21 protein-coding genes are annotated in these 21,754 nt (G+C 72.0%); 13 read left to right on the top strand and 8 right to left on the bottom strand.

Going from position 1 to position 21,754, the window contains the following annotated elements:
* Positions 1 to 22: 22 nt before the first annotated feature.
* The 3 genes from BA062_RS14120 to BA062_RS14110 are packed head-to-tail and all read right to left on the bottom strand — an operon-like array spanning position 23 to position 2,605.
* Entirely contained in the window at positions 23 to 763 is a 741-nt protein-coding gene (locus tag BA062_RS14120; protein WP_110336496.1) for an HpcH/HpaI aldolase family protein, read from the bottom strand.
* Complete coding sequence (locus tag BA062_RS14115) at positions 756 to 1,469, bottom strand: alpha/beta fold hydrolase (protein ID WP_110336495.1); 714 nt, start codon at positions 1,467 to 1,469, stop codon at positions 756 to 758. Before BA062_RS14115 ends, BA062_RS14120 begins: the two co-directional genes overlap by 8 nt.
* Positions 1,466 to 2,605, bottom strand: coding sequence for a cupin domain-containing protein (locus BA062_RS14110; protein WP_110336494.1), 1,140 nt, complete (start codon positions 2,603 to 2,605; stop codon positions 1,466 to 1,468). The genes BA062_RS14115 and BA062_RS14110 overlap by 4 nt, the downstream gene beginning before the upstream one ends.
* Positions 2,606 to 2,744: 139 nt before the next feature.
* On the opposite strand from BA062_RS14110, the gene BA062_RS14105 reads away from it, so the two are divergent.
* The 5 genes from BA062_RS14105 to BA062_RS14085 all read left to right on the top strand — a co-directional run bounded on the left by BA062_RS14105 (position 2,745) and on the right by BA062_RS14085 (position 8,204).
* Positions 2,745 to 3,746, top strand: coding sequence for a LacI family DNA-binding transcriptional regulator (locus BA062_RS14105; protein ID WP_110336493.1), 1,002 nt, complete (start codon positions 2,745 to 2,747; stop codon positions 3,744 to 3,746).
* A gap of 222 nt (positions 3,747 to 3,968) precedes the next feature.
* The gene (locus BA062_RS14100) at positions 3,969 to 4,886 is read left to right on the top strand and encodes a carbohydrate ABC transporter permease (protein WP_110336492.1); all 918 of its coding nucleotides are present in this window, start codon (positions 3,969 to 3,971) and stop codon (positions 4,884 to 4,886) included.
* The gene (locus BA062_RS14095; protein WP_210406841.1) at positions 4,883 to 5,776 is read left to right on the top strand and encodes a carbohydrate ABC transporter permease; all 894 of its coding nucleotides are present in this window, start codon (positions 4,883 to 4,885) and stop codon (positions 5,774 to 5,776) included. The genes BA062_RS14100 and BA062_RS14095 overlap by 4 nt, the downstream gene beginning before the upstream one ends.
* Positions 5,773 to 7,137 carry an ABC transporter substrate-binding protein gene (locus tag BA062_RS40515; RefSeq protein WP_110336491.1) on the top strand — a complete coding sequence of 455 codons (1,365 nt, stop codon included), beginning with the start codon at positions 5,773 to 5,775 and terminating at the stop codon, positions 7,135 to 7,137. Before BA062_RS14095 ends, BA062_RS40515 begins: the two co-directional genes overlap by 4 nt.
* Before the next feature lie 17 nt (positions 7,138 to 7,154).
* Positions 7,155 to 8,204, top strand: coding sequence for a nuclear transport factor 2 family protein (locus tag BA062_RS14085; RefSeq protein WP_245959815.1), 1,050 nt, complete (start codon positions 7,155 to 7,157; stop codon positions 8,202 to 8,204).
* Here BA062_RS14085 and BA062_RS14080 read toward each other — a convergent pair.
* A complete protein-coding gene (locus BA062_RS14080) occupies positions 8,142 to 9,038 on the bottom strand; it encodes a LysR family transcriptional regulator (RefSeq protein WP_110336489.1) in 897 nt (298 codons plus the stop codon). The two genes, BA062_RS14085 and BA062_RS14080, sit on opposite strands and share 63 nt — an antisense overlap.
* Positions 9,039 to 9,110: 72 nt before the next feature.
* Here BA062_RS14080 and hisD point away from each other — a divergent pair, with 72 nt between their 5' ends.
* The 4 genes from hisD to BA062_RS14060 all read left to right on the top strand — a co-directional run bounded on the left by hisD (position 9,111) and on the right by BA062_RS14060 (position 13,074).
* Complete coding sequence (hisD, locus tag BA062_RS14075; RefSeq protein ID WP_110336488.1) at positions 9,111 to 10,445, top strand: histidinol dehydrogenase; 1,335 nt, start codon at positions 9,111 to 9,113, stop codon at positions 10,443 to 10,445.
* Positions 10,442 to 11,629, top strand: a complete 1,188-nt coding sequence (locus BA062_RS14070; RefSeq protein WP_110336487.1) for an ester cyclase — start codon at positions 10,442 to 10,444, stop codon at positions 11,627 to 11,629. Before hisD ends, BA062_RS14070 begins: the two co-directional genes overlap by 4 nt.
* Positions 11,626 to 12,423 (top strand): nitrilase-related carbon-nitrogen hydrolase, encoded by a 798-nt coding sequence (locus BA062_RS14065; RefSeq protein WP_210406840.1) that lies wholly within the window; start codon positions 11,626 to 11,628, stop codon positions 12,421 to 12,423. The genes BA062_RS14070 and BA062_RS14065 overlap by 4 nt, the downstream gene beginning before the upstream one ends.
* A gap of 66 nt (positions 12,424 to 12,489) precedes the next feature.
* Complete coding sequence (locus tag BA062_RS14060; protein ID WP_110336485.1) at positions 12,490 to 13,074, top strand: helix-turn-helix domain-containing protein; 585 nt, start codon at positions 12,490 to 12,492, stop codon at positions 13,072 to 13,074.
* Positions 13,075 to 13,080: 6 nt separating this feature from the next.
* Here BA062_RS14060 and BA062_RS14055 read toward each other — a convergent pair whose 3' ends face one another.
* Positions 13,081 to 13,800, bottom strand: coding sequence for a hypothetical protein (locus BA062_RS14055; protein WP_110336484.1), 720 nt, complete (start codon positions 13,798 to 13,800; stop codon positions 13,081 to 13,083).
* Positions 13,801 to 13,854: 54 nt separating this feature from the next.
* Positions 13,855 to 14,784: a LysR family transcriptional regulator gene (locus BA062_RS14050; RefSeq protein ID WP_110336483.1), complete on the bottom strand. Its 930-nt coding sequence runs from the start codon at positions 14,782 to 14,784 to the stop codon at positions 13,855 to 13,857.
* A gap of 84 nt (positions 14,785 to 14,868) precedes the next feature.
* On the opposite strand from BA062_RS14050, the gene BA062_RS14045 reads away from it, so the two are divergent.
* Entirely contained in the window at positions 14,869 to 16,158 is a 1,290-nt protein-coding gene (locus tag BA062_RS14045) for an aspartate aminotransferase family protein (protein WP_110336482.1), read from the top strand.
* A gap of 463 nt (positions 16,159 to 16,621) precedes the next feature.
* Here BA062_RS14045 and BA062_RS14035 read toward each other — a convergent pair whose 3' ends face one another.
* A complete protein-coding gene (locus tag BA062_RS14035) occupies positions 16,622 to 17,290 on the bottom strand; it encodes a DNA alkylation repair protein (RefSeq protein WP_110336481.1) in 669 nt (222 codons plus the stop codon).
* A 69-nt stretch (positions 17,291 to 17,359) separates the two neighbouring features.
* Here BA062_RS14035 and BA062_RS14030 point away from each other — a divergent pair, with 69 nt between their 5' ends.
* Genes BA062_RS14030 through BA062_RS14020 form a run of 3 tightly spaced genes read left to right on the top strand, consistent with a single transcriptional unit; the run spans position 17,360 to position 20,394 of the window.
* On the top strand, positions 17,360 to 17,911 hold the full coding sequence (locus BA062_RS14030; RefSeq protein ID WP_110336480.1) for a Chromate resistance protein ChrB: 552 nt from the start codon (positions 17,360 to 17,362) through the stop codon (positions 17,909 to 17,911).
* Positions 17,912 to 17,915: 4 nt separating this feature from the next.
* Entirely contained in the window at positions 17,916 to 19,097 is a 1,182-nt protein-coding gene (locus BA062_RS14025) for an MFS transporter (protein WP_110336479.1), read from the top strand.
* A 16-nt stretch (positions 19,098 to 19,113) separates the two neighbouring features.
* Positions 19,114 to 20,394 carry an aromatic acid exporter family protein gene (locus BA062_RS14020; RefSeq protein WP_210406839.1) on the top strand — a complete coding sequence of 427 codons (1,281 nt, stop codon included), beginning with the start codon at positions 19,114 to 19,116 and terminating at the stop codon, positions 20,392 to 20,394.
* Here the strand turns inward: BA062_RS14020 and BA062_RS14015 are convergent.
* Positions 20,384 to 21,574, bottom strand: a complete 1,191-nt coding sequence (locus BA062_RS14015; RefSeq protein ID WP_110336478.1) for an RtcB family protein — start codon at positions 21,572 to 21,574, stop codon at positions 20,384 to 20,386. The genes BA062_RS14020 and BA062_RS14015 overlap by 11 nt on opposite strands.
* Positions 21,575 to 21,754 lie beyond the last annotated feature (180 nt).

Genomic DNA, 21,754 nt, shown 5'->3' with positions numbered 1-21,754 from the left:
CGCGCGGGTGGCCATCGACGGCTCACCAGGCGGCCAGGTCACGGAACGTGCCCAGCAGGACGTGCGCGAGGTTGAACACCACGGCACTCTGCGGCGCGCTCGCGGCCTGCTCCCGGGTGCCGACGATGCTGAGCATCGGCTTGCCCGCGTCCCGCGCCGCGGCGGCCGCACGGGCCATCGCCTCCTGGACGGCCGGTTCCGCCGCGCCGCCGGTGAGGCCCATCGACACCGAGAGGTCCGCGGGGCCGACGACCAGTGCGTCCACACCGTCCACGGCCGCGATCTCGTGCGCGGCCGCGCACGCCGCCTCCGTTTCCAGCATCGGGATCACCAGTGTGGTCCCGGCCGAGGCCGCGAGGTGGCCTGCGATGGACGCGGCGCCGAACGACCCGGCCCGCGAGTAGGTGGCGAACCCGCGGTCGCCGAGCGGCGGGTAGTGCGCCGAGCGCACGGCCCGCCGCGCCTGCTCCACCGTGTCGACGTGCGGCACCACGATGCCCTCGGCTCCGAGGTCCAGTGCCCGGAGCACGAGGGCGGGCTCCTCGTGGCCCACCCGCACCAGCACGCCGATGCCCCGCGCCTGGGCGGCCTGGATGTGCTGCTGCAGCGCCACGAGGTCGGCGGGACCGTGCTCGCAGTCCACGAGCACGAAATCCAGGCCGGCGACGCCCGCCAGCTCCACCAGGAAATCCGCGGGCATGCGCAGCAATCCGCCCCGCAGCCGCTCGCCGGCGAGCAGCCGTCGCTTGAGGCAATCAGGCATGGGACTCCTTCCGCCGCGGCACGGTGCGCAGCCAGTCGGCGAGCAGCACGGCCACCTCACCGGGCCGTTCGATGGGCAGGAGATGACCGGCGCCGGGCAGCGTGCGCAGCCGCGCGCCGGGGATCGCGGAAGCGATCGCGGTGTGGAAGCTCTCCGGGCACAGCGCGTCGGCGCCGCCGCTCAGCACGAGCGACGGCACCCGCACGGCCCGCAGCGCCTCGTGCGCGTCGGTGCGCGTGGCCTGCGCGGCGAGCTGCGCGCGGAAGGCGGCCGGGCCCACCCGCCAGGCCATCGCGAGGAAGCGACGCGCGTGCTCGGCGGGCGGCTCCGGGGTCGCGAACATCGTCGGCAGGATCGCCTCGACGGCGTCGGCGAAGCCGCCCCCGGCGGTGAGCCGGGCGAGTGCGGCCCACTGGTCGAGCTGGTGCGGGCGGGGAGCACCGGCGTTGGTGGACATCGCACAGAACCCGGTGACCCGCTCCGGGGCCAGGCGCAGCACCTCGAAGCCGACGATCGCGCCGAGGCTGAGCCCGGCGAGCGCGAACGGCCCTTCGACGGCGCCGAGCACCTGCCTCGCCATGCCCTCGATGCTCGGCGCACTCAGCTCGACGTCCACTGTGGACATGCCGAGCTCGCCACGCACGTCGTCCCACAGCCCGGCGTCGCAGAGCATGCCGGGCAGCAGCACGAGCGGTGCAGTCGTCATCGGCCGATCGTCCTCGGCACGAGCGCGTACGGTGCGACGTAGCCGTTGTGGTCGGTGGCGACACCCGCGTCCGCGGCGGCCTTGACGACCTCGTCGTCCCACTCCAGCCGCACCCGGCCGTCGCCGCCGTTGATCACGAGCACCGTCGCGGTGTCGTCCCCGGCGTTGCGCAGGGCCCGCCAGGCGCCGCGCGGCACGGACAGCATGTCCCACGGGCCGAGCCGGACCGTCACCTCGTCGTGCAGGTTGAGCGTGACCTCCCACTCGCCGTCCTTGACCAGCAGCACCTGTGTCTCGGCGTGGCGGTGAGGGAGCATGCCCTGGCCCGGTTCCGCGCGCAGCCACGCGACGTTGTGGCCGTGCGGGTTGAACACGCGGGGCTCCTGGTGCATGTCCTCGGTCATCCCGTACCCGATCACGAGCGCCAGCTGCGCCCCGCCGCCCGGCAGCGTGCTGTCCAGGAACGGCGCGGGGGAGTACTCAAGGTCGTCCGCGGTCGCGACCCGCCTGCGCATCTGCTCGGCGGTGTAGGTGCGCAGGCGGGCGATCTGCTCGTCGGTCATGGGCCGCACCAGCTCGGCGTCCTCGGGCGGCTCGTCACCCGCGACCGTGTCGATGAGCTGGTTCTCCGAGGTCAGGAACAGCCCGTGGCCCTCGGCCTCCCGCAGCACCGAGGGTCCCCAGATGATGCCGCCGGTGTCGTCGTGGCCGAGCGTGGTGAACAGCCAGCCGTCGTCGGGACCGATGTTGGTGAAGCCGCGGAAGATCCAGGTCGGCATCGACGCGATGTCGCCCTCGCGCAGGACCAGCTCGCCGTCCTTGCCGTCCGCGCCCCAGCGCAGCAGGAACTCGCCGCGGAAGCAGTAGAAGACCTCGGCGGTGAAGTGCAGGTGCAGGTTGTTGGTGATGCCGCTGGGCATGGCCGCGGCGCCGATGTTGTAGCCGTGCGGTTCGCGCAGGTTCACCACCTGGTCGGCGTTCTGGGTGACGCCGGGGCCGATCATCGCGTAGTTCTCCTTGCGATCCGACCCCGGTGTCCGGCAGTCGATGAACGCCTGGTTGCAGGAGACGAAGTCGGTGCGGCGGATGGTGCGCCTGGCCGCCTCGGCCTCGGTCACCGTCACGCGATCACTCATCACAGCGGGATCCCTTCTCATTCATACGTATGCACGGTAGCCCGTCCAGCCCGTTCGTTGTCAACCCCCGCCAGGGCGTCGAAGCGTGCGGATCAGGCGAGGACGTATGCTTCCGGCAGCACCGCTACCGGGAGGAACCGTGGGGATCACCAGCCGCGACGTGGCCCGACTGGCCGGCGTCTCGCAGCCGACAGTCTCGCGGGCGCTGCGCGGCGACCCCCGGGTCTCCGAGGAGACCGTGCGCAAGGTGCGGATGGCGGCCGACGCGCTCAACTACGTGCCCAGCGAGGCCGGGCGCAGCCTCTCCACCCGCATCAGCCACCGGATCGGCGTGCTGGTGACCGATGTGGCGAACCCGTTCTACCCGCATCTGGTCGGCCCGCTGCACGACGAGCTCGAGCAGCGCGGCTACCGGATGATGCTGTTCACCGAACGGTCCGAGGCGGCCGCGTCGGCGGAGCGGCTCGTGGATCGCTCGATCGACGGCCTCGTGCTCGCCACGTCGACGCTGGACTCGGCGCTGCCCGCCGAGCTGAGCCGGCGCGGGCTGCCGTTCGTGTACCTCAACCGCGAGGGCACCACGCCGGCCGACGCCGTGGCCGTGGACAACCGGCTCGGCGGTGAGCAGGTCGCCCGGCAGCTGGTGGCGGATGGCCACCGGCACATCGGCGGCATCTTCGGTCCCGACAACACGAGCACCGGCCGCGACCGGGAACTGGGCTTCCGGCAGGCGCTGGCCGACGCGGGCATCGCGCTGCGCCCCGCGCACGTGCGGCACGGGCCGTTCGAGTTCGAGACGGGCCTCGGCGCGCTGCCCGAGCTGCTGGCCGCCGACCCCGCGCCGACCGCGGTGTTCTGCGGCAACGACGTCGTGGCGATCGGCGTGCTCGACGCCGCGCGCAGGCTCGGCGTCGACGTGCCGGGCCGGCTGACGGTGGTCGGCTTCGACGACATCCCGATGGCCTCGTGGGCGAGCTTCGAGCTGAGCACCGTGCGGCACGACCTGCGCGGGATGGCGCGGACGGCGGCCGGGCTACTGGTCGAGCGCGTCTCGGGGGAGTACGAGGGCGAACCGAGGCGGGTCGTGCTGACCCCCGAATTCGTCGGCAGGCGCACCCACAGAGCGCCCTCGGCGAACTGAACCGAGGCATCCCTACATACGCAATTCACGCCGGTGTTCCATGCCCGGAGCCCGGTGCTGAGGGTGCGCTCGCATCATCACCGCACGTAAACCGAGTGTGCGCGGTGTGAGGTCGCGGTCGGAACTCGGCTCGGATCCACCGTTGCCCTCAGCTCGTGAATACGCATACACTCCCCGGAATCCCAGCCCCGCCGTTCCCCCGGCAGAGGAGGTCGACCCTCGATGGTGGCAACCACCGTCCCGCCGCCGCGCCAGCGGTCCCGGCTGCGCAAGCACGCCGTCCCCTACCTGCATCTCGCGCCAGCGCTGCTCGCGGTCGTGCTCACGACCGTGTACCCGCTCGTCTCCGCGCTCATCACCAGCTTCCGCCACTGGCGGCTCAACGAGACACGGGAGGCGGGCGAGTTCGTCGGCCTCGAGCAGTACCAGCGCGTGTTCACCGACGACACGTTCTTCAACAGCGCGCTCGTGACCCTGCAGTTCACCGTGATCTCGGTGGTGCTGTCGGTCGGCCTCGGCCTGGCCATCGCGCTGATCCTCAACAACCGCACGCGGCTCAGCGCGCTCACCAAGGCGCTGCTGATCCTGCCCTTCGCCGTGGCACCGGCGCTCAAAGGCTTCTCCTGGCGGTTCATGCTCAACCCCGACACCGGTGTCTACGACCAGCTGCTCGACACCGTGCTGCCCTTCGCCGACGACATCAACTGGCTCGGCGACCCGTTCTGGGCGCTGATGGTGATCGCGCTGACCGAGGTGTGGGGCTGGGCGCCGCTGATCGCGCTCATGCTGCTCGGCGGGCTGAACTCGATCTCGCCCGAGGTGCGGGAGGCCGCCACGATCGACGGGGCCAACGCGTGGCAGCGGTTCTGGCGTGTCACCTTCCCGCTGCTGCGGCCGCTGCTGCTGATCGTGATCTTCCTGAAGGCGGTCTTCTCGGTGAAGATCTTCGACCAGGTGGTCACCACCACCGGCGGTGGACCGGGCAGGGCCACCGAAAGCCTCAACTTCTTCGCCTACTCGCAGGGCTTCACGTTCCTCGACATCGGCTACGCGTCGGCCGTGTCGTGGGTGATCGTGCTCGTGCTCGGCGTGCTGGCGACCCTGTACCTCATCGCGATGGCCAAGCAGGAGGCGAAATGACCGACATGGCCGTGAAACCCGCGCCCGCCCCCTCGCGGTCCGCCCCGGTGCCGCGCCCGCGACGGCGGCCCGGCGGCTGGGCGATCGTGCGCGCCGCCCTGCGCGTGCTCGCGACGCTCGCGATCCTGTTCTTCGTGCTGTTCCCCATCTTCTGGATGGCGCTCACCGCGTTCAAACCGGCGCGGGACGCGTTCTCCACGGCGGTGGTGTTCGCGCCCACTGTGGACAACTTCGCCGCGGTACTCGGCGGCGCCAGCGATCTCACCGGTGCACTCGTCAACAGCGTGCTGATCGCGGTCGCCACCACCATCGTCTCGATCCCGCTGGCGCTGCTCGCGGCCTACGCGTTCTCGCGGTACCGGTTCCCCGGCCACCGCGGGATGCTCCTCGCCATCGTCGCCACGCAATTCATCCCCGGCGTCGCGATCGCGCTGCCGTTCCTGACGCTGTTCCGCAGCCTCGGGCTCATCGACACCCACCTCGCGCTGGTGGTGGTCAACCTCTCGCTCGTCGTCCCGTACATCACGTGGCTGCTCAAGGGTTTCGTCGACGGGCTGCCGATCGAGATCGAGGAGGCCGCCCGGCTCGACGGCTGCGGCCAGGTGACCCTGCTGTGGCGGGTGATCACGCCACTGGCCGCGCCCGGCATCTTCGTGGCGGCCGTGTTCTCGTTCCTGTTGTCGTGGAACGAGTTCCTGTTCCCGACGTTCCTCGCACGCACGGACGCCTCGACGCTGCCGGTCGCGCTGATGACGCTGGTGCTGCCGGAGGGTGTCGCCTGGGGACAGATGGCGGCGGCCGGGCTGCTGGTGATGGCACCGATGCTGATCATGGCGTTGCTCGTGCGCAAGCACTTCGCCGAGGGAATGACGATGGGAGCCGTGAAATGAGGCGCACCCCGAGGGCCGTGGCCGCGCTCGGCGCCGCGCTGGCGCTGCTGGTGAGCGGCTGCGCCGCGGGCCCGAGCGAGCAGGACCTGCTGGACGCGGTGGCCACCGGCCCGACCGACGAGCTGGGCCTGCTCACCGGCAAGCCCTACGACGGCACGCACATCCGCCTGCTCAGCTGCTGCAAGACCACCGCGCAGTTCGCCGCACTGCAGGAGAAGACCGAACGGGAGTTCACCGCGAAGACCGGGATCACCGTCGAGTGGGCCAACATCCCGTACGAGTCGTACCTGCAGAAGATCGTCGCGGAGACCGCGGTCGGCGGCGGGACGTACGACCTCGTGGTCTGGCCCGACGCCTACGGCGCTTCGGCGAAGATCGGGCTGCAGCCGCTCGACGAGGTGATGCGGCGCGCGGACCGCTCGATCGACGAGTTCTCCCCGCCGTTCCAGCAGGCCGCGCGGGCCGGTGACCCCGACACCGTGTACGGCATCCCGTTCCGCGGCTTCTCCTACAACCTCTTCTACCGCAAGAGCGAGTACGAACGGCTCGGCATGACGCCCGCGGCGACATGGGACGAGTTCACCGCGCAGCTGCGGCGGCTCGACGGCGCCGACGGCAGGGCCGCCTTCGCCGGGCAGTACGGCCGGGGCGGCGGGCAGAACCTGTTCACGTGGATGTCGATGCTGTGGAGCAACGGCGCCGACGTCCTCGGCCCCGACGGCGAGCCCGCGTTCACCACACCGGAGGGCATCGCGGCCACGGAGCAGTACCTGGCGCTGCTGCGCGACGGGTACAGCCCGCAGGCGTCGACGAACTGGACGGAGACGGACTCGACGCAGTCCTTCGAGCAGAACCGCACCAACTCCGTCTTCACGTGGGCGTGGCAGATGGACGACTTCAGCGACCCGGCCAAGGTGCAGCCCGAGGTCGCCGACGACATCGGCGTCGCCCCGCTGCCCGGCTGGGAGGGCAAGCCCACGGTCACCTACGGCTACACGTGGCTGATGGGCATCCTCAACACCTCCGAGCACCAGGGCGCGGCGTGGGAGTACCTGAAATGGGTCACCAACGCCGACACCGAACGCGACATCGCGCTCGACAAGTCCGATCCGGAGACGGCCACGAGCGTGGTGGTGCACACGGCGAACATGCTCGACGCCGAGGTGAACGCCGCCAACCACGAGCTGCCGAAGCTGCAGGAGTCGGCGCTGCGCACCGCCCGCACGGTGCCGATGACGATCGACTGGCCGCAGATCCAGGACGTGCTGGAGGTCGCGATCAACGAGATGGCCCACGGCGCCGACATCCGCACCGAGCTCACCGAGGCCGCCGACCAGATCCGCACACTGACCCGGCGCTGAGCGGGGAGGAGTACCAGGTGACCACAGTGGACAAGATCGCCTACGAGCCGTACCGCGATCCGGAGGAGTTCATCGTCGAATGGACCGACCGGATCTGGGTGCGCAGGGGCATCGGGCTGATCCGCGAGAACTACGCGCCCGAGGCGATCGTGCACGGCGCCTACGGCACGAGCAAGGGCGTCGAGCCGGTGGTGCGCTCGACGCTCATGAAGATCGCGGCGTTCCCCGGCCGGGTCGGCCAGGCCGAGGACGTGGTGTGGGAGGCACGCGGCAACGACGCGTTCCTCAGCTCGCACCGGGTGTTCAGCTCGGGCACGCACACCGGCTGGTCGGCCTACGGGCCGCCGACCCACCGGTCCTTTTCCTCGCGCACCATCGCGAACTGCCTCTACCGGCGCGGCGTGATGGAGGAGGAGTGGGTGGTGCGCGACGAGTACGCGGTGGTGCGGCAGCTCGGCCTCGACCCGTTCGCGGTGGCCAGGACGCTCGCGTTCCCCGGCTGGGACGGCGTGCGCGCACCGCTCGCGGACGTGCTCGCCGAGGGTGACTCGGGCGCCCGGCCCGGCCACCACCGCGCGGAGTGCGAGCACGTGCTCGGGCTCGTCGACGCGGTGTGGAACCGGCGGATGCTGCACGAGGTGACCGAGTTCGTGGCACGCGACGTCACCTGCCACAGCTCGCGCGAGCGCACACTCACCCGGCCGGACGGCTACCAGCTGGGCCTGCTCGACCTGCTCTCCCCGCTGCCGGACGCGCGGTTCGAGGTGCGGGACGTCGTCGCACACGACTCCCCGGCGCACGGCGGCGTCCGCGTGGGCGTGGTGTGGTGGCTGGAGGGCACCTACAGCGGGACCCCCGCCTACGGCCCGGTCACGGACTCGCCGGTGACGCTGCTCGGCTCGTCGCAGTTCCTGTTCCGCGACGGGCGGATCGTGCGCGAGTGGCGCGTCTACGACGAACTGTCCATCATGGCCCAGGTCGCCAGGGCGCGCGGCGACGAGCCGTCACCCTCGGGCGAGCAGCATCCGCTGGGCGAGCCGGGCGAGCTCCCTGCTGGCGGGGGATAGCACCTCGGCCTCACGCTGCACGAGCGCGATCGTGTCGTAGAGCGGCTCCGCGAAGCCCACCGTGCGCACCGACGGCGGGCAGGAGCCGCTCTCGGCCACGGCCCTCGACACGATGGTGTCGCCGATGCCGCGTTCCACGAGGCCCAGCGCGGACTCGACGTGCTCCACCTCGATCCACGGCTCGAGCTTGACGCCGGCCAGCTGCGCGCGTTCGGCGAGCTGGCGGCGCGTCGGGTCCTTCCAGCCGTAGTGGGCGTCGTAGAGGATGAGCCGGGAGTTCGCGAGCCCGCCGATGGTCACCGGCTCGGCCACGCGCTCGGGCGCGGTGCTGGCGTAGAGCACCTCGTCGCGCAGCAGCGGCGTCACGGTGAGCCCGGCGTCGTCGATGGGCAGCACCACGAGCCCGGCCTCGACGGTTCCCGCGGCGACCGCGGCCGCGACCTCGACGGAGTTGAGGCCGATCAGCCGGATCCGCACCTCGGGGTAGTTGTCGTGGAAGTGCTCCGCGAGGTCGGACAGCAGGTAGTAGGCCGCGTTGCGCAGCAGGCCGAACGTGGCGACCCCACCGCGCAGCGACCGCACCGAGCGCAGCGCCTGCTGTGCGCCGTCGGCGGCGGCGACCGCGCGCTCGGCGAACGGCAGCAGCGCCGAGCCCGCCGCGGTCAGCACGAGCCTGCGGCCACCCCGCGAGAACACCGGCGTGCCGTGCTCGTCCTCCAGTTTGCGGATCAGCTCCGACACCGACGCCTGCGTGATGCCCATGCGCGCGGCGGCCGCGGTGAAGGAACCCGTGCGCACCGCTTCGAGGAAGGCACGCAGCTGCTTCAACGTCATAGGAAAACCCTATTCGATCCTCAAGATTTACTGGTCTTGTCCTTTGGCAGAACCGGATTTAGCGTCGTCGCCATGAGATTCAGTCCTTCCCGGCTCGCGGAGCTCGACGGCTCCTACCGGCTGCTCAAGACCCCGGCCGACCGGCCGCCCGCCCAGCGAGACCCCGCGGTCGCCGAGCGCGTCTCGGCGATGCTGAGCGAGATCGAGCGCGACGGCCTGGACGCCGTGCTGCGCTACGCCCGCGACCTCGACGGCTGGCAGGGCGGCGATGTCGAGATCAGCGCGGCCGAGCTGGAGCGCTCCGGCGACGAGCTGCCCAAGGACGTGCGCGTGGCGCTGGAGCTCGGTGCCGAGCGCACATGCGCCTTCGCGCTCGCGCAGCGCGCCCACCTCGTGGACTTCGAGACCGAGCTGGCTCCCGGCCTCGTCACCGGGCACCGGTACGTGCCGGTCGGCCGCGTCGGCGCCTACCTGCCCGCGGGCCGGTTTCCGCTGCTGGCGAGCGCGTTCATGACGGTGGGCGTGGCCAAGGCCGCCGGTGTCCCGAGCGTGCTGGCCTGCACACCGCCGGGACGGGACGGGCGCGCGCACCCGGCCGTGCTGTACTCCGCGTACCTGTCCGGTGCCGACCGCGCCTACGCGCTCGGCGGAGTGCAGGCACTGGCCGCGATGGCGTTCGGCCTGCTCGGCGAACGGCCCGTCGACATGCTCGTCGGCGCGGGCAACGCCTACGTCGCCGAGGCGAAGCGGCAGCTCTTCGGCCGCGTCGCGATCGACCTGCTCGCCGGGCCCTCGGAGGTCGCGGTGCTCGCCGACGACACGGCCGACCCCGTGCTCGTGGCCGCCGACCTGCTCGGCCAGGCCGAGCACGGCACCGAGTCGCCGGCCGCGCTCGTCACCACCTCGCAGCGGCTCGGCGAGGAGGTGATCGCCGAGATCGACCGCCAGCTGGAGACACTCGCCACGCGGCACATCGCCGGCCCAGCCTGGCGCGACTACGGCTCGGTCACGTGGGCCAAGGATGCCGCGACCGCCGTGGAGCTGATGGACGAGCTGGCCCCGGAGCACCTGGAGGTGCACACCGCCGACGACGCCTACTACCACGACGCGCTGCGCAACTACGGCTCCCTTTTCCTCGGCAGGTGGAGCACCGTCGCCTACTCCGACAAGGGCATGGCGGGCACCAACCACGTCCTGCCCACGGCGGGCGGCGCCAGGCACAGCGCGGGCCTGTCGGTGTCGCGGTTCCTCAAGCCGCTCACCTACCAGCGCGTGACCAGGGAGGCCACCCCGGCGCTGGCCGAGGCCGTCGACGTGATCTCGGAGTACGAGGGCATGGCGGCACACCGCGCGACAGCGACACTGCGGCTCGCGGGCTACCGTCCTGAGCAGGAGGGCAACCGATGACCAAGGCCGAACAGAACCACGAGGTGGCCGCGCCCGCGACGGCGAAGGCCGACACCCGCCCGTCGACACCACCGGGCACGATGGCGCCCGGCAGGCGCACCATGCCAGCCGACTACGGCATCTCGCTGCGGCCCGGCTACGGCGCCGACGCACCGAACGTCAAGCCGGGCGAGCGCAGGCAGTCGCTGCGCGGCTTCGAGGACACCTACACGGACATCGTCGACTACATCGTGCGGATCACCCACCGCATCTGGGAGGACCAGGACGTCGGCTACATCTACGACACCTACAGCCCCGGCTGCAGGCTCTACGACGACAGCGGTGTCCACTTCGGAGTGGAGCAGCTCGTCCACGGCACCATGCAGAGCATCAACGCCTTCCCCGACTGCAGGCACTACGCGGACGACGTGATCTGGGCGGGCACCGACGAGGAGGGGTTCGTCACCTCCCACCGCGCCATCAACATCGGGCACAACACGGGCCCGTGGCGCTGGGGCCAGCCCACCGGCCGCAAGCTCGAGACGTGGGTCATCGCCAACTGCGTGGTGCGGGACAACGAGATCTACGAGGAGTGGGTGCTCTACAACACCGCGGCGAAGCTCCAGCAGCTCGGCATCGACGTGCTCGCCGCCGCCCGCGAGTTCGGCAACGGGATCGGCTTCCCCACGCTGTCCGAGCGCCCGTTCGCCGAGGTCGACCGCATCGAGGGCGGGCGGAAGCCGCTGCCGTACCCGGCGCCCGAGCGGCCGGGTTTCGACGTCGAGTACGAGGTGTGCAGGCTCTTCCACGATGTCTACAACCGGCGCGACCTGAGCGCCGTCGACCGGATTTACGCGCCGACCGTGCGCTGGCACGGCACCACCAACCGCACCGGGTACGGGCGTTCGGACGTCCGTGGCATGGCCCGCAACCTGCTCGCCACGTTCCCCGATCTCGGCGTGCGGGTGGACGAGGTGTACTGGATGGGCAACGAGTCCGACGGCTTCAGCGTGTCGGTGCGCTGGACCGGCGCGGGCACCCACCGCGGCTACGGTCTCTACGGCGAGCCCACGGGCAGGCGGGTGCACCTCTGGGGCATCTCGCAGCTGTACTTCGCGCAGGGCCGGATCGTCGAGGAATGGTCGCTGTTCAACGAGTTCGACGTGCTCGCGCAGCTGCTGCGGGACGAGCCGGAGCGCGGGTGACGAGAGTCGCGTGCGCGCAGCTCGCGCCGCGGATCGGTGAGCTGGCCGAGAACCGGGCGCGGACGCTCGCGGCCATCCGGGCGGCCCGGCTACGGGACGCCGACGTGCTCGTGCTGCCGGAGCTGGCCTCGTCGGGGTACGTGTTCGCCGACGAGGCCGAGGCCCGCTCCGTGGCCGTCCCGGCCGGGGGTCCGCTGCTCGCCGACTGGGCGCGGGCCGCGGGGAAGCTGACCGTCGTCGCCGGGTTCTGCGAGCTCGGCGACGACGGCGCGCTGTACAACAGCGCCGCCGTGCTCGACGGCCACGGTGTGCGGGCCGTTTACCGCAAGACCCACCTGTGGGACCGCGAACGGCTGGTGTTCACGCCTGGCGATCTCCCGCCTCCCGTGGTGCGAACCAAGGTCGGTCCGGTGGGCGTGCTGATCTGCTACGACCTGGAGTTCCCCGAGCTGACGCGGTCGCTGGCCCTGCGCGGTGCCGAACTGATCGTGGCGCCGGTCAACTGGCCGGTGGTACCGAGGCCGCAGGGGGAGCGGCCGCCCGAGGTGGTGCAGGCGATGGCGGCCGCGCGGACCAACCGGGTGTTCGTGGCGATCTGCGACCGCACGGGAACCGAGCGCGGGCAACGATGGACGGCCGGTACCTCGATCATCGACGAGTCCGGCTGGGTGGTCGCGGAGTCCACGGAGGACACTCTGGTCGTGGCCGATCTCGACCTGTCCCGCGCGCGGGACAAGGCGATCTCGGAACGCAACGACGTGCTGGCCGATCGCCGTCCCGAGCTGTACGGCTGAGCCGGCACTTTGGCGGATTGGCAAAAGACTTTTGCCCGACGTGGAAAGGTGTGCTCAGCTTGGGATATGAGCGACGAGTTCGACGCCGTGCTGGCCGCGGTCGGGCCCCGGCTGCGCGAGCTGCGCCGCCGCGGCGGAGTCACCCTCACCGCGCTGTCGGAGACCACCGGCATTCCGATCAGCACACTGTCGCGGCTGGAGTCCGGGCAGCGCAAACCAGGCCTGGAACTGCTGCTGCCGCTGGCCAAGGCCCACCGGGTCCCGCTCGACGAGATCGTCGGCGCCCCGGCCAGCGGTGACCCCCGGGTTTATCCCCGGCCGTTCAAGCGCAACGGCATGACCGTGGTCCCGCTGACGCGCAGGCCCGGCGGGCTGCAGGCGTTCAAGCAGATCCTCCCGGCGGGCGGGACCGGCCAGGAGCCCGACCCCCGTTCCCACGAGGGGTACCACTGGCTGTACGTCCTCAATGGACGCCTGCGTGTGGTGCTCGGCGACCAGGACCTGGTGCTCGCTGCCGGTGAGGTCGCCGAGTTCGACACCCACCTCCCGCACTGGTTCGGCAACGCCGACGCGCATCACGTGGAATTCCTGAGCATCCTCGGCCCGCAGGGGGAGCGCTTCCACATCCGCGCCCGGTATCCGGCCGACTAGTACGGCCTAGGCGGGGATCCGCTGGGCGAGCGACTGGACCACGGTCCGCATGGCCTTGGTGCCCTTCCGGAACGCGCGCTGCACCAGGGCCGTGTACTCGTCGTCGAGGACGGTCTGCGGATGGTCGGCCTGGTCGGCCCTGGCCCGGAACTTCTTCGTGGCGCCGCGCTCGCCGAGCACGTGCGCGGTGACGATCAGGAAGTCGTAGGCGCTCGCCTTCCTGCCGTCGCCCACCGACTCGGCGTTGCTCACCGAATGCGCCCAGTAGTACAGGGCCTCCGCCCCTCGCCCGCGTTGCAGCATGGCGATGCCGGCGAGGTCCAGCAGCCAGTACTTGCGCGGGCACGTGCGCAGGCCCTGCCCGATCACTTCCAGTTGCCGGTCGGTGCCCCGGTACACGGGCGCCAGCCACGTGTAGAGGGAGTCGAGCGCGGCGTACCGCGGCTCGGCGAGCAGGTCCTCCACCACCGCCGCCATCGCCGGCGAGGTCGAGCCGTCGGTCCTGGCGACCTCGATGATCCGGTCCAGCGCCTCCCCGTCGCGGAGGTTGCGCGGCTCGGGCTCCTCGGGAAACGCCGGAGTGAGGCACAGGGCGAGGTAGCCGGGGCCGTCCGAGGGCAGGCCGCCGCGCCAGGTCTCCAGCGGCCACCTCGGAATCCCGGCCGACGCATCGGGCACGTTCGTTGCGGGAGTGTCGCTGCGATTGCGCTTGAGCCAGCCGAGCATGCCGCCCAGCGTAGGCGTGGCGCCCGTGGTCCGGGCCGGGCTGGCAGGGTCCGGTCACGGCGAGCGGGGATCACCGGAGGGAGCCGACAGCGCCGGGATGTCCGGGTGGTCGAGCAGCGCCTCGACCACCGCGTCCACGGCCGCGCGCGGAGCCGTCCCCCGGCGCACCACGATCGCGACGTTGCGGTGCACCGGCGTGGTCAGCTCGCGGGTCACCACCCGGTGGCCCGGTTCCACGGTCAGCGCGGGCAGCAGCGCGACCGACCGGCCGGCCTCGACGTGCCGGAGCAGCAGCAGGTAGTTGCTGAACCGGCACGCCACCCTCGGCTCGAAACCGGACTCGCGGCACAACCGCTGCGTCAGCTCGGCCATGTACGAGCCCGGCCGATCACAGGCCCACACCTCCTCCGTGCACGCGGCCAGGTCCACCACCCGGCGCCGCGCGAGCGGATGGCCGGGCGGCAGGACGAGCACCACCGGGTCCGTGCCCAGCGGCACGATCTCGAGGTCCCCGCTCCACGGGAACTCGACGTAGTCGGTGGTCGTGACCACCACGTCCAGCTCCCCGGTGCGCAGCGCGGGCCCGCTCTCGTGCGGCTCGGACTCCACCAGCTCCACGTGCAGGTGCGGATGCGAGTCCGCGAGCCGCGCCGCCGCGGGCACCGCGAGCGGATGGATCGCGCTCTGGAACACCCCGAGCCGGACGGTGCCGATCGGCTCGTCGTTGAGCGCGCGCAGCTCGGCCTCCGCCTCGGCCATCCGGTCGAGGATCTCCCGGCCCCTGCGGGCGAGCACCATTCCGGTCCGGGTCAGCCGCACCCGGCGGCCCGAGCGCTCCAGAAGCCGGCTGCGCGTCTCGGACTCGAGCACGGCGAGCTGCTGGGAGACCGTCGACGGGCTCAGGTGCAGCGTCTCGGCGACCGCACGCACGGTGCCGAGGCTGTCGAGCAGGCCGAGCAGACGAAGACGCCACGGGTTCAGCACCCCGCCATTGTGCGATGTCGCCGAACAGCGTCGTCGGATTCGTGTGCTGGACGCGCGGGCGGCTCCGTTCGTAGCGTCGGAGCCATGCCGGACGACACCGCACTCGAACGTCTCCTGGTCCGCTACTCCGGGCACGGCGCCTTCGCCCCCGGGATCATCGACCGCGCCAAGGGCACCTCGGTGTTCACCGAGGACGGGCGCGAGCTGCTCGACTTCACCTCAGGGCAGATGAGCGCGATCCTCGGCCACTCGCACCCCGAGATCGTCGCGACGGTCCGCGAGCAGGTCGGCAAGCTCGACCATCTCCACAGCGGCATGCTCAGCCGCCCGGTGCTCGAGCTGGCCCGGCGGCTCACGGACACCCTGCCGGACCCGCTGGACAAGGCGATGTTCCTCAGCACCGGCGCCGAGTCGAACGAGGCCGCGCTACGGATGGCGAAGCTGGTCACCGGCGGGCACGAGGTCGTCTCGTTCGCCCGTTCCTGGCACGGCATGACGCAGGCCGCCGCCGGTGCCACCTACAGCGCCGGACGGAGCGGATACGGGCCCGCCGCGCCCGGCAACTTCGCCCTGCCGGTTCCCGACCGGTTCCGGCCCGCCATCGTCGACGCCGACGGGAACCTCGACTGGCGCCGCCAGCTGGACCTGGGCTTCGAGCTGATCGACGCCCAGTCGGTCGGCAGCCTCGCGGCGTGCCTGGTCGAACCCGTGCTGAGCTCCGGCGGCGTGGTGGACCTGCCGCCCGGCTACCTGACCGCGCTGCGGGACAAGTGCCACGAGCGGGGCATGCTGCTGATCCTGGACGAGGCCCAGACCGGGTTGTGCCGCACCGGTCACTGGTATGCGTTCCAGCGCGACGGCGTCGTCCCCGACATCCTCACGCTGTCCAAGACCCTCGGCGCCGGGCTGCCGTTGGCGGCGGTGATCACCAGCGCGGAGATCGAGCAGGCGGCCCACGAACGCGGGTTCCTGTTCTTCACCACGCATGTTAACGATCCGCTCCCGGCCGCCGTCGGCAACACCGTGCTGGACGTGCTCACCCGCGACCGGCTCGACGAGCGCGCCCGCGAGCTCGGCGAGCGGCTGCGCGGCGGACTGGCCGAGCTCGCCACGCGGCACCCGGTGATCGGCGACGTCCGAGGCCGGGGCCTGATGGTCGGGCTGGAACTCGTGGAGGAGGACGGCGGCAACGCCGACGCGCTCGGCCCCGCCGTGACCCGGCGCTGCGCCGAGCTGGGGCTGCACATGAACATCGTGCAGCTGCCCGGCATGGGCGGCACCTTCCGCATCGCCCCGCCGCTGACCGCGACAGAGGCCGAGATCGACCGCGGACTGGCGATCCTCGACACCGCGCTGGCCGCCACCCGCCGGTGACTCATCGGTCACACGGCGCCTGCCCCGGGAATTGAGCACAACGATCGCTCGTTCGAGCTGAGGCAGCTCCAGCATTTCCTCGCGCTGGTGCGGACGGACGGCGGGTGTCGCTGACCGAGGCGGGCCGGGCGCTGATGCCGCTGGCACACCGGATCGTCGCCGACGTCGTGGCGGCGCACGGTGAGATGGCCGCCGTGGCGGGGCTGACGCGGGGGCGGGTGTCGATCGGGGCCATCCAGACGCTGACCGTCGTGGACCTGCCTGCCAAGCTCGGGGTGTTCCGGCAGCGCCACCCCGGCGTCCGGATCCACGTGCGGGAGCACGGTTCCCGACCTGGTGGCCGGGGTCGGCAGCGGCGAGCTCGATCTGTCCTTTGTGCCGATGTTCCGGTGTGCACGACCCGAGTATTCGGGCCGCCGGGGTCCAACACCCGTTGTCGCGGGGATTCAGCTCCCGGATCAGATCAATCGGCGAGCAGGGAGGTGGCCAGCCGGAACGTGGGGCGCTGCATCCGGTCGCGATGCTCGCGCACGAACGTCACCAGGCGAGGCCGATCGATCTTGCCGACCTCGCGCAGCGCCGTGCCGACCGGTTTGGTGACCAGACCGGACGGGTCCGCCAGCAGCAGCTCCGCCAGCGCGAGCGGATCGTCGAGGTCGCCCTGCCGGATCAGCCAGAAGGCGGCCGTGATGGCGGTGCGCCGTTCGATGGCTCTGGGCGAGCGCGCGAGATCGAACAGCGGTTGACGGGACTTGTCCAGCAGATACCCGCCGACGACGCGGGGCGCCGCGCGGTCGACCAGGTCCCAGACGGTGATCAGGTCGTGGTGGTGGAGGTAGGTCTCGTACAGTCGCCGACGGCCGGCATCGCTCAACGAGGGTCGCCGTGCCTTGAAATCCAGAACGGACACGCCGACCATGCGGACCTCGTACAGGGGACTGGCCAGCAGTTCGGGAATGTGCTCGAGGTCCAGGTCCGTCCACGCCTTCGCGGTGTCGAAGACGTCCTTCATGCGAACGCCGATCGCCGTGAGGCCGCTGTCCGCGGGCAGCCGCCGGGTGATCTTGGCTTTCTCCGTGTCGCTCTGCAGGGCTTCCAAAGCCGCGTGCAGCCGCGCGATCTCGGCTGTCATCCGCACATCCTCGCGTACCGGGTCGCGGACGGGCGCGCCGCGTGTGTAACAGCCGCTACACTCAACGCTGTGACCGAGCGGCGTGAGGCATCCCGGTGGCTGCTGCTGGTGGTCAGGGTGCCGGCCGAGCCGAGCAGGCACCGGGTGGCCGTGTGGCGGGAGCTGCGGCGCGCCGGGGCGTTGTCACTGGGTCAGGGCGCCTGGGTCGTGCCGGATGCTCCGATGTTCGCCGACGGGGTGACGCGGGTGATCGAGCTGGCCCGGCGCGGAGACGGCGAGGTGCTCGTGCTGGACGCCACCGGGCGGGCGGAGCCCGACTCGGCGCGGCTGGCGGAGCTGTTCACCGCGGAACGCGCCGAGGAGTGGGCCGAGTTCCTCGCCGAGTGCGCCAAGTTCGACGCCGAGATCGACGAGGAGATCCGCAAGCGCAAGTTCACGATGGCCGAGCTGGAGGAGGAAGAGCAGAGCCTGGAGCGGCTGCGCCGCTGGCACCGGGACATCAAGGCCCGCGACGTGTTCGGCGCCCCCGCCGCGGCCGAGGCCGAACAGCGGCTCACGCACTGCGCCGACCGGCTCGCCGACTACACCGAGCGGGTCTTTCAGGCCCTGCACCAGCTATGACGCGATGAGCGGCGAGCCACCGGCAACCACCACGGCCGCGCCAGGCAGGTTGTTCCCGTTGTACGCGGCGGGGTTCGTCACCGCGTTCGGTGCGCACAGCATCGCCGCGAGCCTCGGCGGCTATGCCGAGGCCGAGCACGCCTCCCTGCTGACCCTCGGTGTGCTGCTCGCGGTCTACGACGGCGCCGAGGTGCTGCTCAAACCGGTCTTCGGGTCGCTGGCCGACCGGATCGGGCCACGCCCGGTGCTGCTCGGCGGGTTGCTGGCCTTCGCCGCCGCGTCCGCGGCGTTCGTCGTCGCGGGCAACCCCGCGCTGGTCGGCGTGGCCCGGTTCGGGCAGGGTGCCGCCGCGGCGGCCTTCTCCCCGGCCGCTGGTGCGCTGGTCGCGCGGCTGACCCCGCGGACTCGGCACGGTCGCGCGTTCGGCGGTTACGGCGCGTGGAAAGGGCTCGGCTACACCCTCGGCCCCGTGCTCGGCGGTGTGCTGATCACGGCCGGCGGCTACCCGCTGCTGTTCGGCACGCTCGGCGTGCTGGCGTTCACGGTCGCCGCGTGGGCCGCGGTCGCCATCCCGGCCGTGCCGCCGCTGCCGCGGACCCGCCAGACCGTGCTCGATCTGGCCCGCAGGCTCGCGGCCGGGAACTTCCTGCGGCCCACCGCGGCGCTCGCGGGCGCCACCGCCGCGCTCGCGGTCGGCGTCGGGTTCCTGCCCGTCGCCGGTTCCGGGCTCGGCCTCGGCCCGCTGGTCACCGGCGCGCTGGTCTCCCTGCTGGCCGCCACCGCCGCGCTGGTCCAGCCGTGGGCGGGGCGCGCCCGCGACGCCGCGCACGTCCGGGACCGGGCGGGCATGGCCGCCGGGCTCGGGCTGGCGGCGGTGGGCATGGCCGCGACCACCGTGCTGCCCGGTGTCGCCGGGCTGGTGGTGGCCGCGCTCGCCATCGGCGCAGGGACCGGCCTGGCGACCCCGATCGGGTTCGCGCACCTCGCCGCCACCACCCCGCCCGAACGGCTCGGGCAGACCCTGGGCGCCGCCGAGGTGGGCCGCGAGCTCGGCGACGCCGGCGGCCCGCTGCTGGTCGGTGCGCTCGCCGCCGCGACCACGCTGGGGCTGGGCCTGCTCGGTCTCGCCGGGTTGCTGACCGTACTCGGCCTCCTCGCCGTCCTCACCGGACGGAAAGGGCGGTAGCAGGGACCGCCACGGTTTGCGCCGCCCGGCGTCGCGGGTAGCCGGGAGCACGCCGGGCCTGAACGTCGAGCGGGAACTGGGGGTGCGGGTGGCCGAGCACACCGGAACACGGCCGCGGCCGGCCGGGGCACCGGGACGCGGGCGTGCGGCCCGCCTCCGGCAGTGGCTCGGCAGGGCGCTGAGCGGCAGCGGCCAGGAACGCCACGCCGTCGTGTTCGTGGGCAAGAGCACGCTGGCCGCCACCGCGGCCTGGGCGGTGGCCTACCACGTGCTCCAGGCGGAGTCGGCGGCCTTCGCGCCGTTTTCGGCGGTCCTGATGCTGCAGGTGACCGTCTACCAGTCGGTGTGGCATTCCCTGCGCTACGTCGCCGCGGTCGCGGCCGGAGTCGCGGTGCAGCTCGTGTTCGGGTTCCTGTTCGGCACGGGACTGGCGACCTTCGCGCTCGTCGCGGCCACGGCGGCGACGATCGGCCGCTGGCGGCGGCTCGGCTCCGAGGGAGCGCAGGTCGGGACGGCGGCCTACTTCGCCTTCTCCACGTTCGTCTCCGCCGCCAGCGGGCTGGAACGGCTGAGCCAGCTCGGCGAGATCATCGAACTCGTCGCACTCGGCTGCGGCATCGGCGTGCTGGTCAACGTGCTCGTCCTGCCCCCGCTGCGCTACCGCAGCGCCGAGTACGGGGTGCACGTTCTCGCCCGGTCGCTGTGCGACCTGATGAGCGACATGTACCCCGCGCTGCGCCAGGGACAGCTCGACGAGGACAGCGCCGCGCGGTGGCGGGACCGCGCGGCACGGCTCGGCCCGCTGGTGTCGCAGGCGCAGTCCTCCGTGGACCTGGCCAGGGAGAGCGGCGTCTACAACCCCCGGCGGGTCCTCCGCAGGCAGGTGGGCCGCCGCGCGTTTTCCGGCTACCAGGCCGTGATCGACGCGCTCGAGCGCGTGACCTACCAGGTCGGGTCCATGACGCGCAGCCTCACCCAGTGCCCGCGGGACGGCGACGGCCCCGAGCACGGTGAGTTCTTCCGGCGCTACGGGGACCTGCTCGCCGCCCTCACCCACTTCACGCGGTTGCTCGGCGACCTCGACGAGGACCGCCTCGACGAGCAGATCCCGCGGCTGTGCTCCGCCGCGGAGGAGGCCGGGGAGCAGTGCCGAGGCCTGGCCGGGTACGCGCAGGATTCGCTGCCGCTGGCCGATCCCGCCCGGCCCTACGGCATCCTGCTCGCGGAGGCCACCCGCCTCATGGAGGAGGCGCAGTACACGTGCGACGTCCTCCAGCGCACCGTCGCTAGCCCTTGACGCACACGACCTGCTTGAGGTGGGCGACCACCTCGACGAGGTCGGTCTGCGCGGCGAGCACCGACTCGATGTCCTTGTAGGCGGCGGGAATCTCGTCGACCACGCCCGCGTCCTTGCGGCATTCGACACCCGCCGTCTGCTCGGCCAGGTCGGCCGCGGTGAACGTCTTCCTGGCCTTGGTGCGTGACATCCGCCTGCCCGCGCCGTGTGACGCCGAGTGGAACGACCGCTCGTTGCCGAGCCCGCGCACGATGTAGGAGCCCGTGCCCATGCTGCCCGGGATGATGCCCAGGTCACCGGAACCCGCCCGGATGGCTCCCTTGCGGGTCACCAGCACGTCCACGTCGTCGTAGGTCTCCTCCGCGACGTAGTTGTGGTGGCACGAGATCGGCTCGTCGAACCGCGTGCCCGGCACGGTGTCGGCCACCGCGCGCTGCACGAGCGCCACCATCGTCGCCCGGTTGCGCGCCGCGTAGTCCTGCGCCCAGAACAGGTCCCGCCGGTAGGCCTCCATCTGCGGTGTCCCCGCCACGAACACCGCCAGGTCCGGGTCGGGCAGGTCGGCGTTGTGCGGCAGGCGGCGCGCGATGTCGATGTGCCGCTTGGCGAGCTCGTTGCCGATGCCGCGCGAACCGGAGTGCAGCATCAGCCATACCCGTCCCGCGTCCGCGCCGCCCTGCTCCAGGCACACCTCGATGAAGTGGTTGCCCCCGCCGAGGCTGCCGACCTGCCGCCGCGCGCGGTCGAGCTGGTTGTGCACGCCGGGGTGCAGCTCGCCGAAGGCGCGCCAGAAGGCGTCCCAGCCGCCGACGCCGTGCACGACGGCCGGGTTCACCGGAGTGCGGTGCAGGTCGAAGCCCACGGGCACCGCGGACTCGATCCGCCTGCGCAGCCGGCCGAGGTCGTCGGGAAGGTCCGAGGCGGTCAGCGACGTGCGCACGGCGCTCATCCCGCAGCCGATGTCCACCCCGACGGCGGCGGGGGACACCGCGTCCCGCATGGCGATGACGCTGCCCACGGTGGCGCCCTTGCCGTAGTGCACGTCCGGCATCACGGCCAGCCCGTGCACCCAGGGCAGGTTCGAGACGTTGCGCAGCTGGCGCATCGCGGCGTCCTCGACCGTGACCGGATCCGCCCACATCCTGATCGGCACGCGGCCACCGTCAACCGACGCGTACATCAAGTTTCCTTCCCTTGCGGTACCGGCGATCCAGGATGATCGTTCGGCACGGCGGGCGCAACCGGATTGTCACGGCGCCCGGTGAGTCCGGTGTGGACATACCGGCCCCGTTACCGCGCGGCTGGCCAGCGGCCGCCCGTGCCGGGCCGGGCTCCGGTTCGGCGGGCCGAGCGGATTCGG

The sequence above is a fragment of the Prauserella flavalba genome (assembly GCF_003202235.1).
In the GTDB taxonomy this organism is placed as follows: domain Bacteria; phylum Actinomycetota; class Actinomycetes; order Mycobacteriales; family Pseudonocardiaceae; genus Prauserella_A; species Prauserella_A flavalba.
This window is presented reverse-complemented; position numbering and strand designations above follow the sequence as displayed.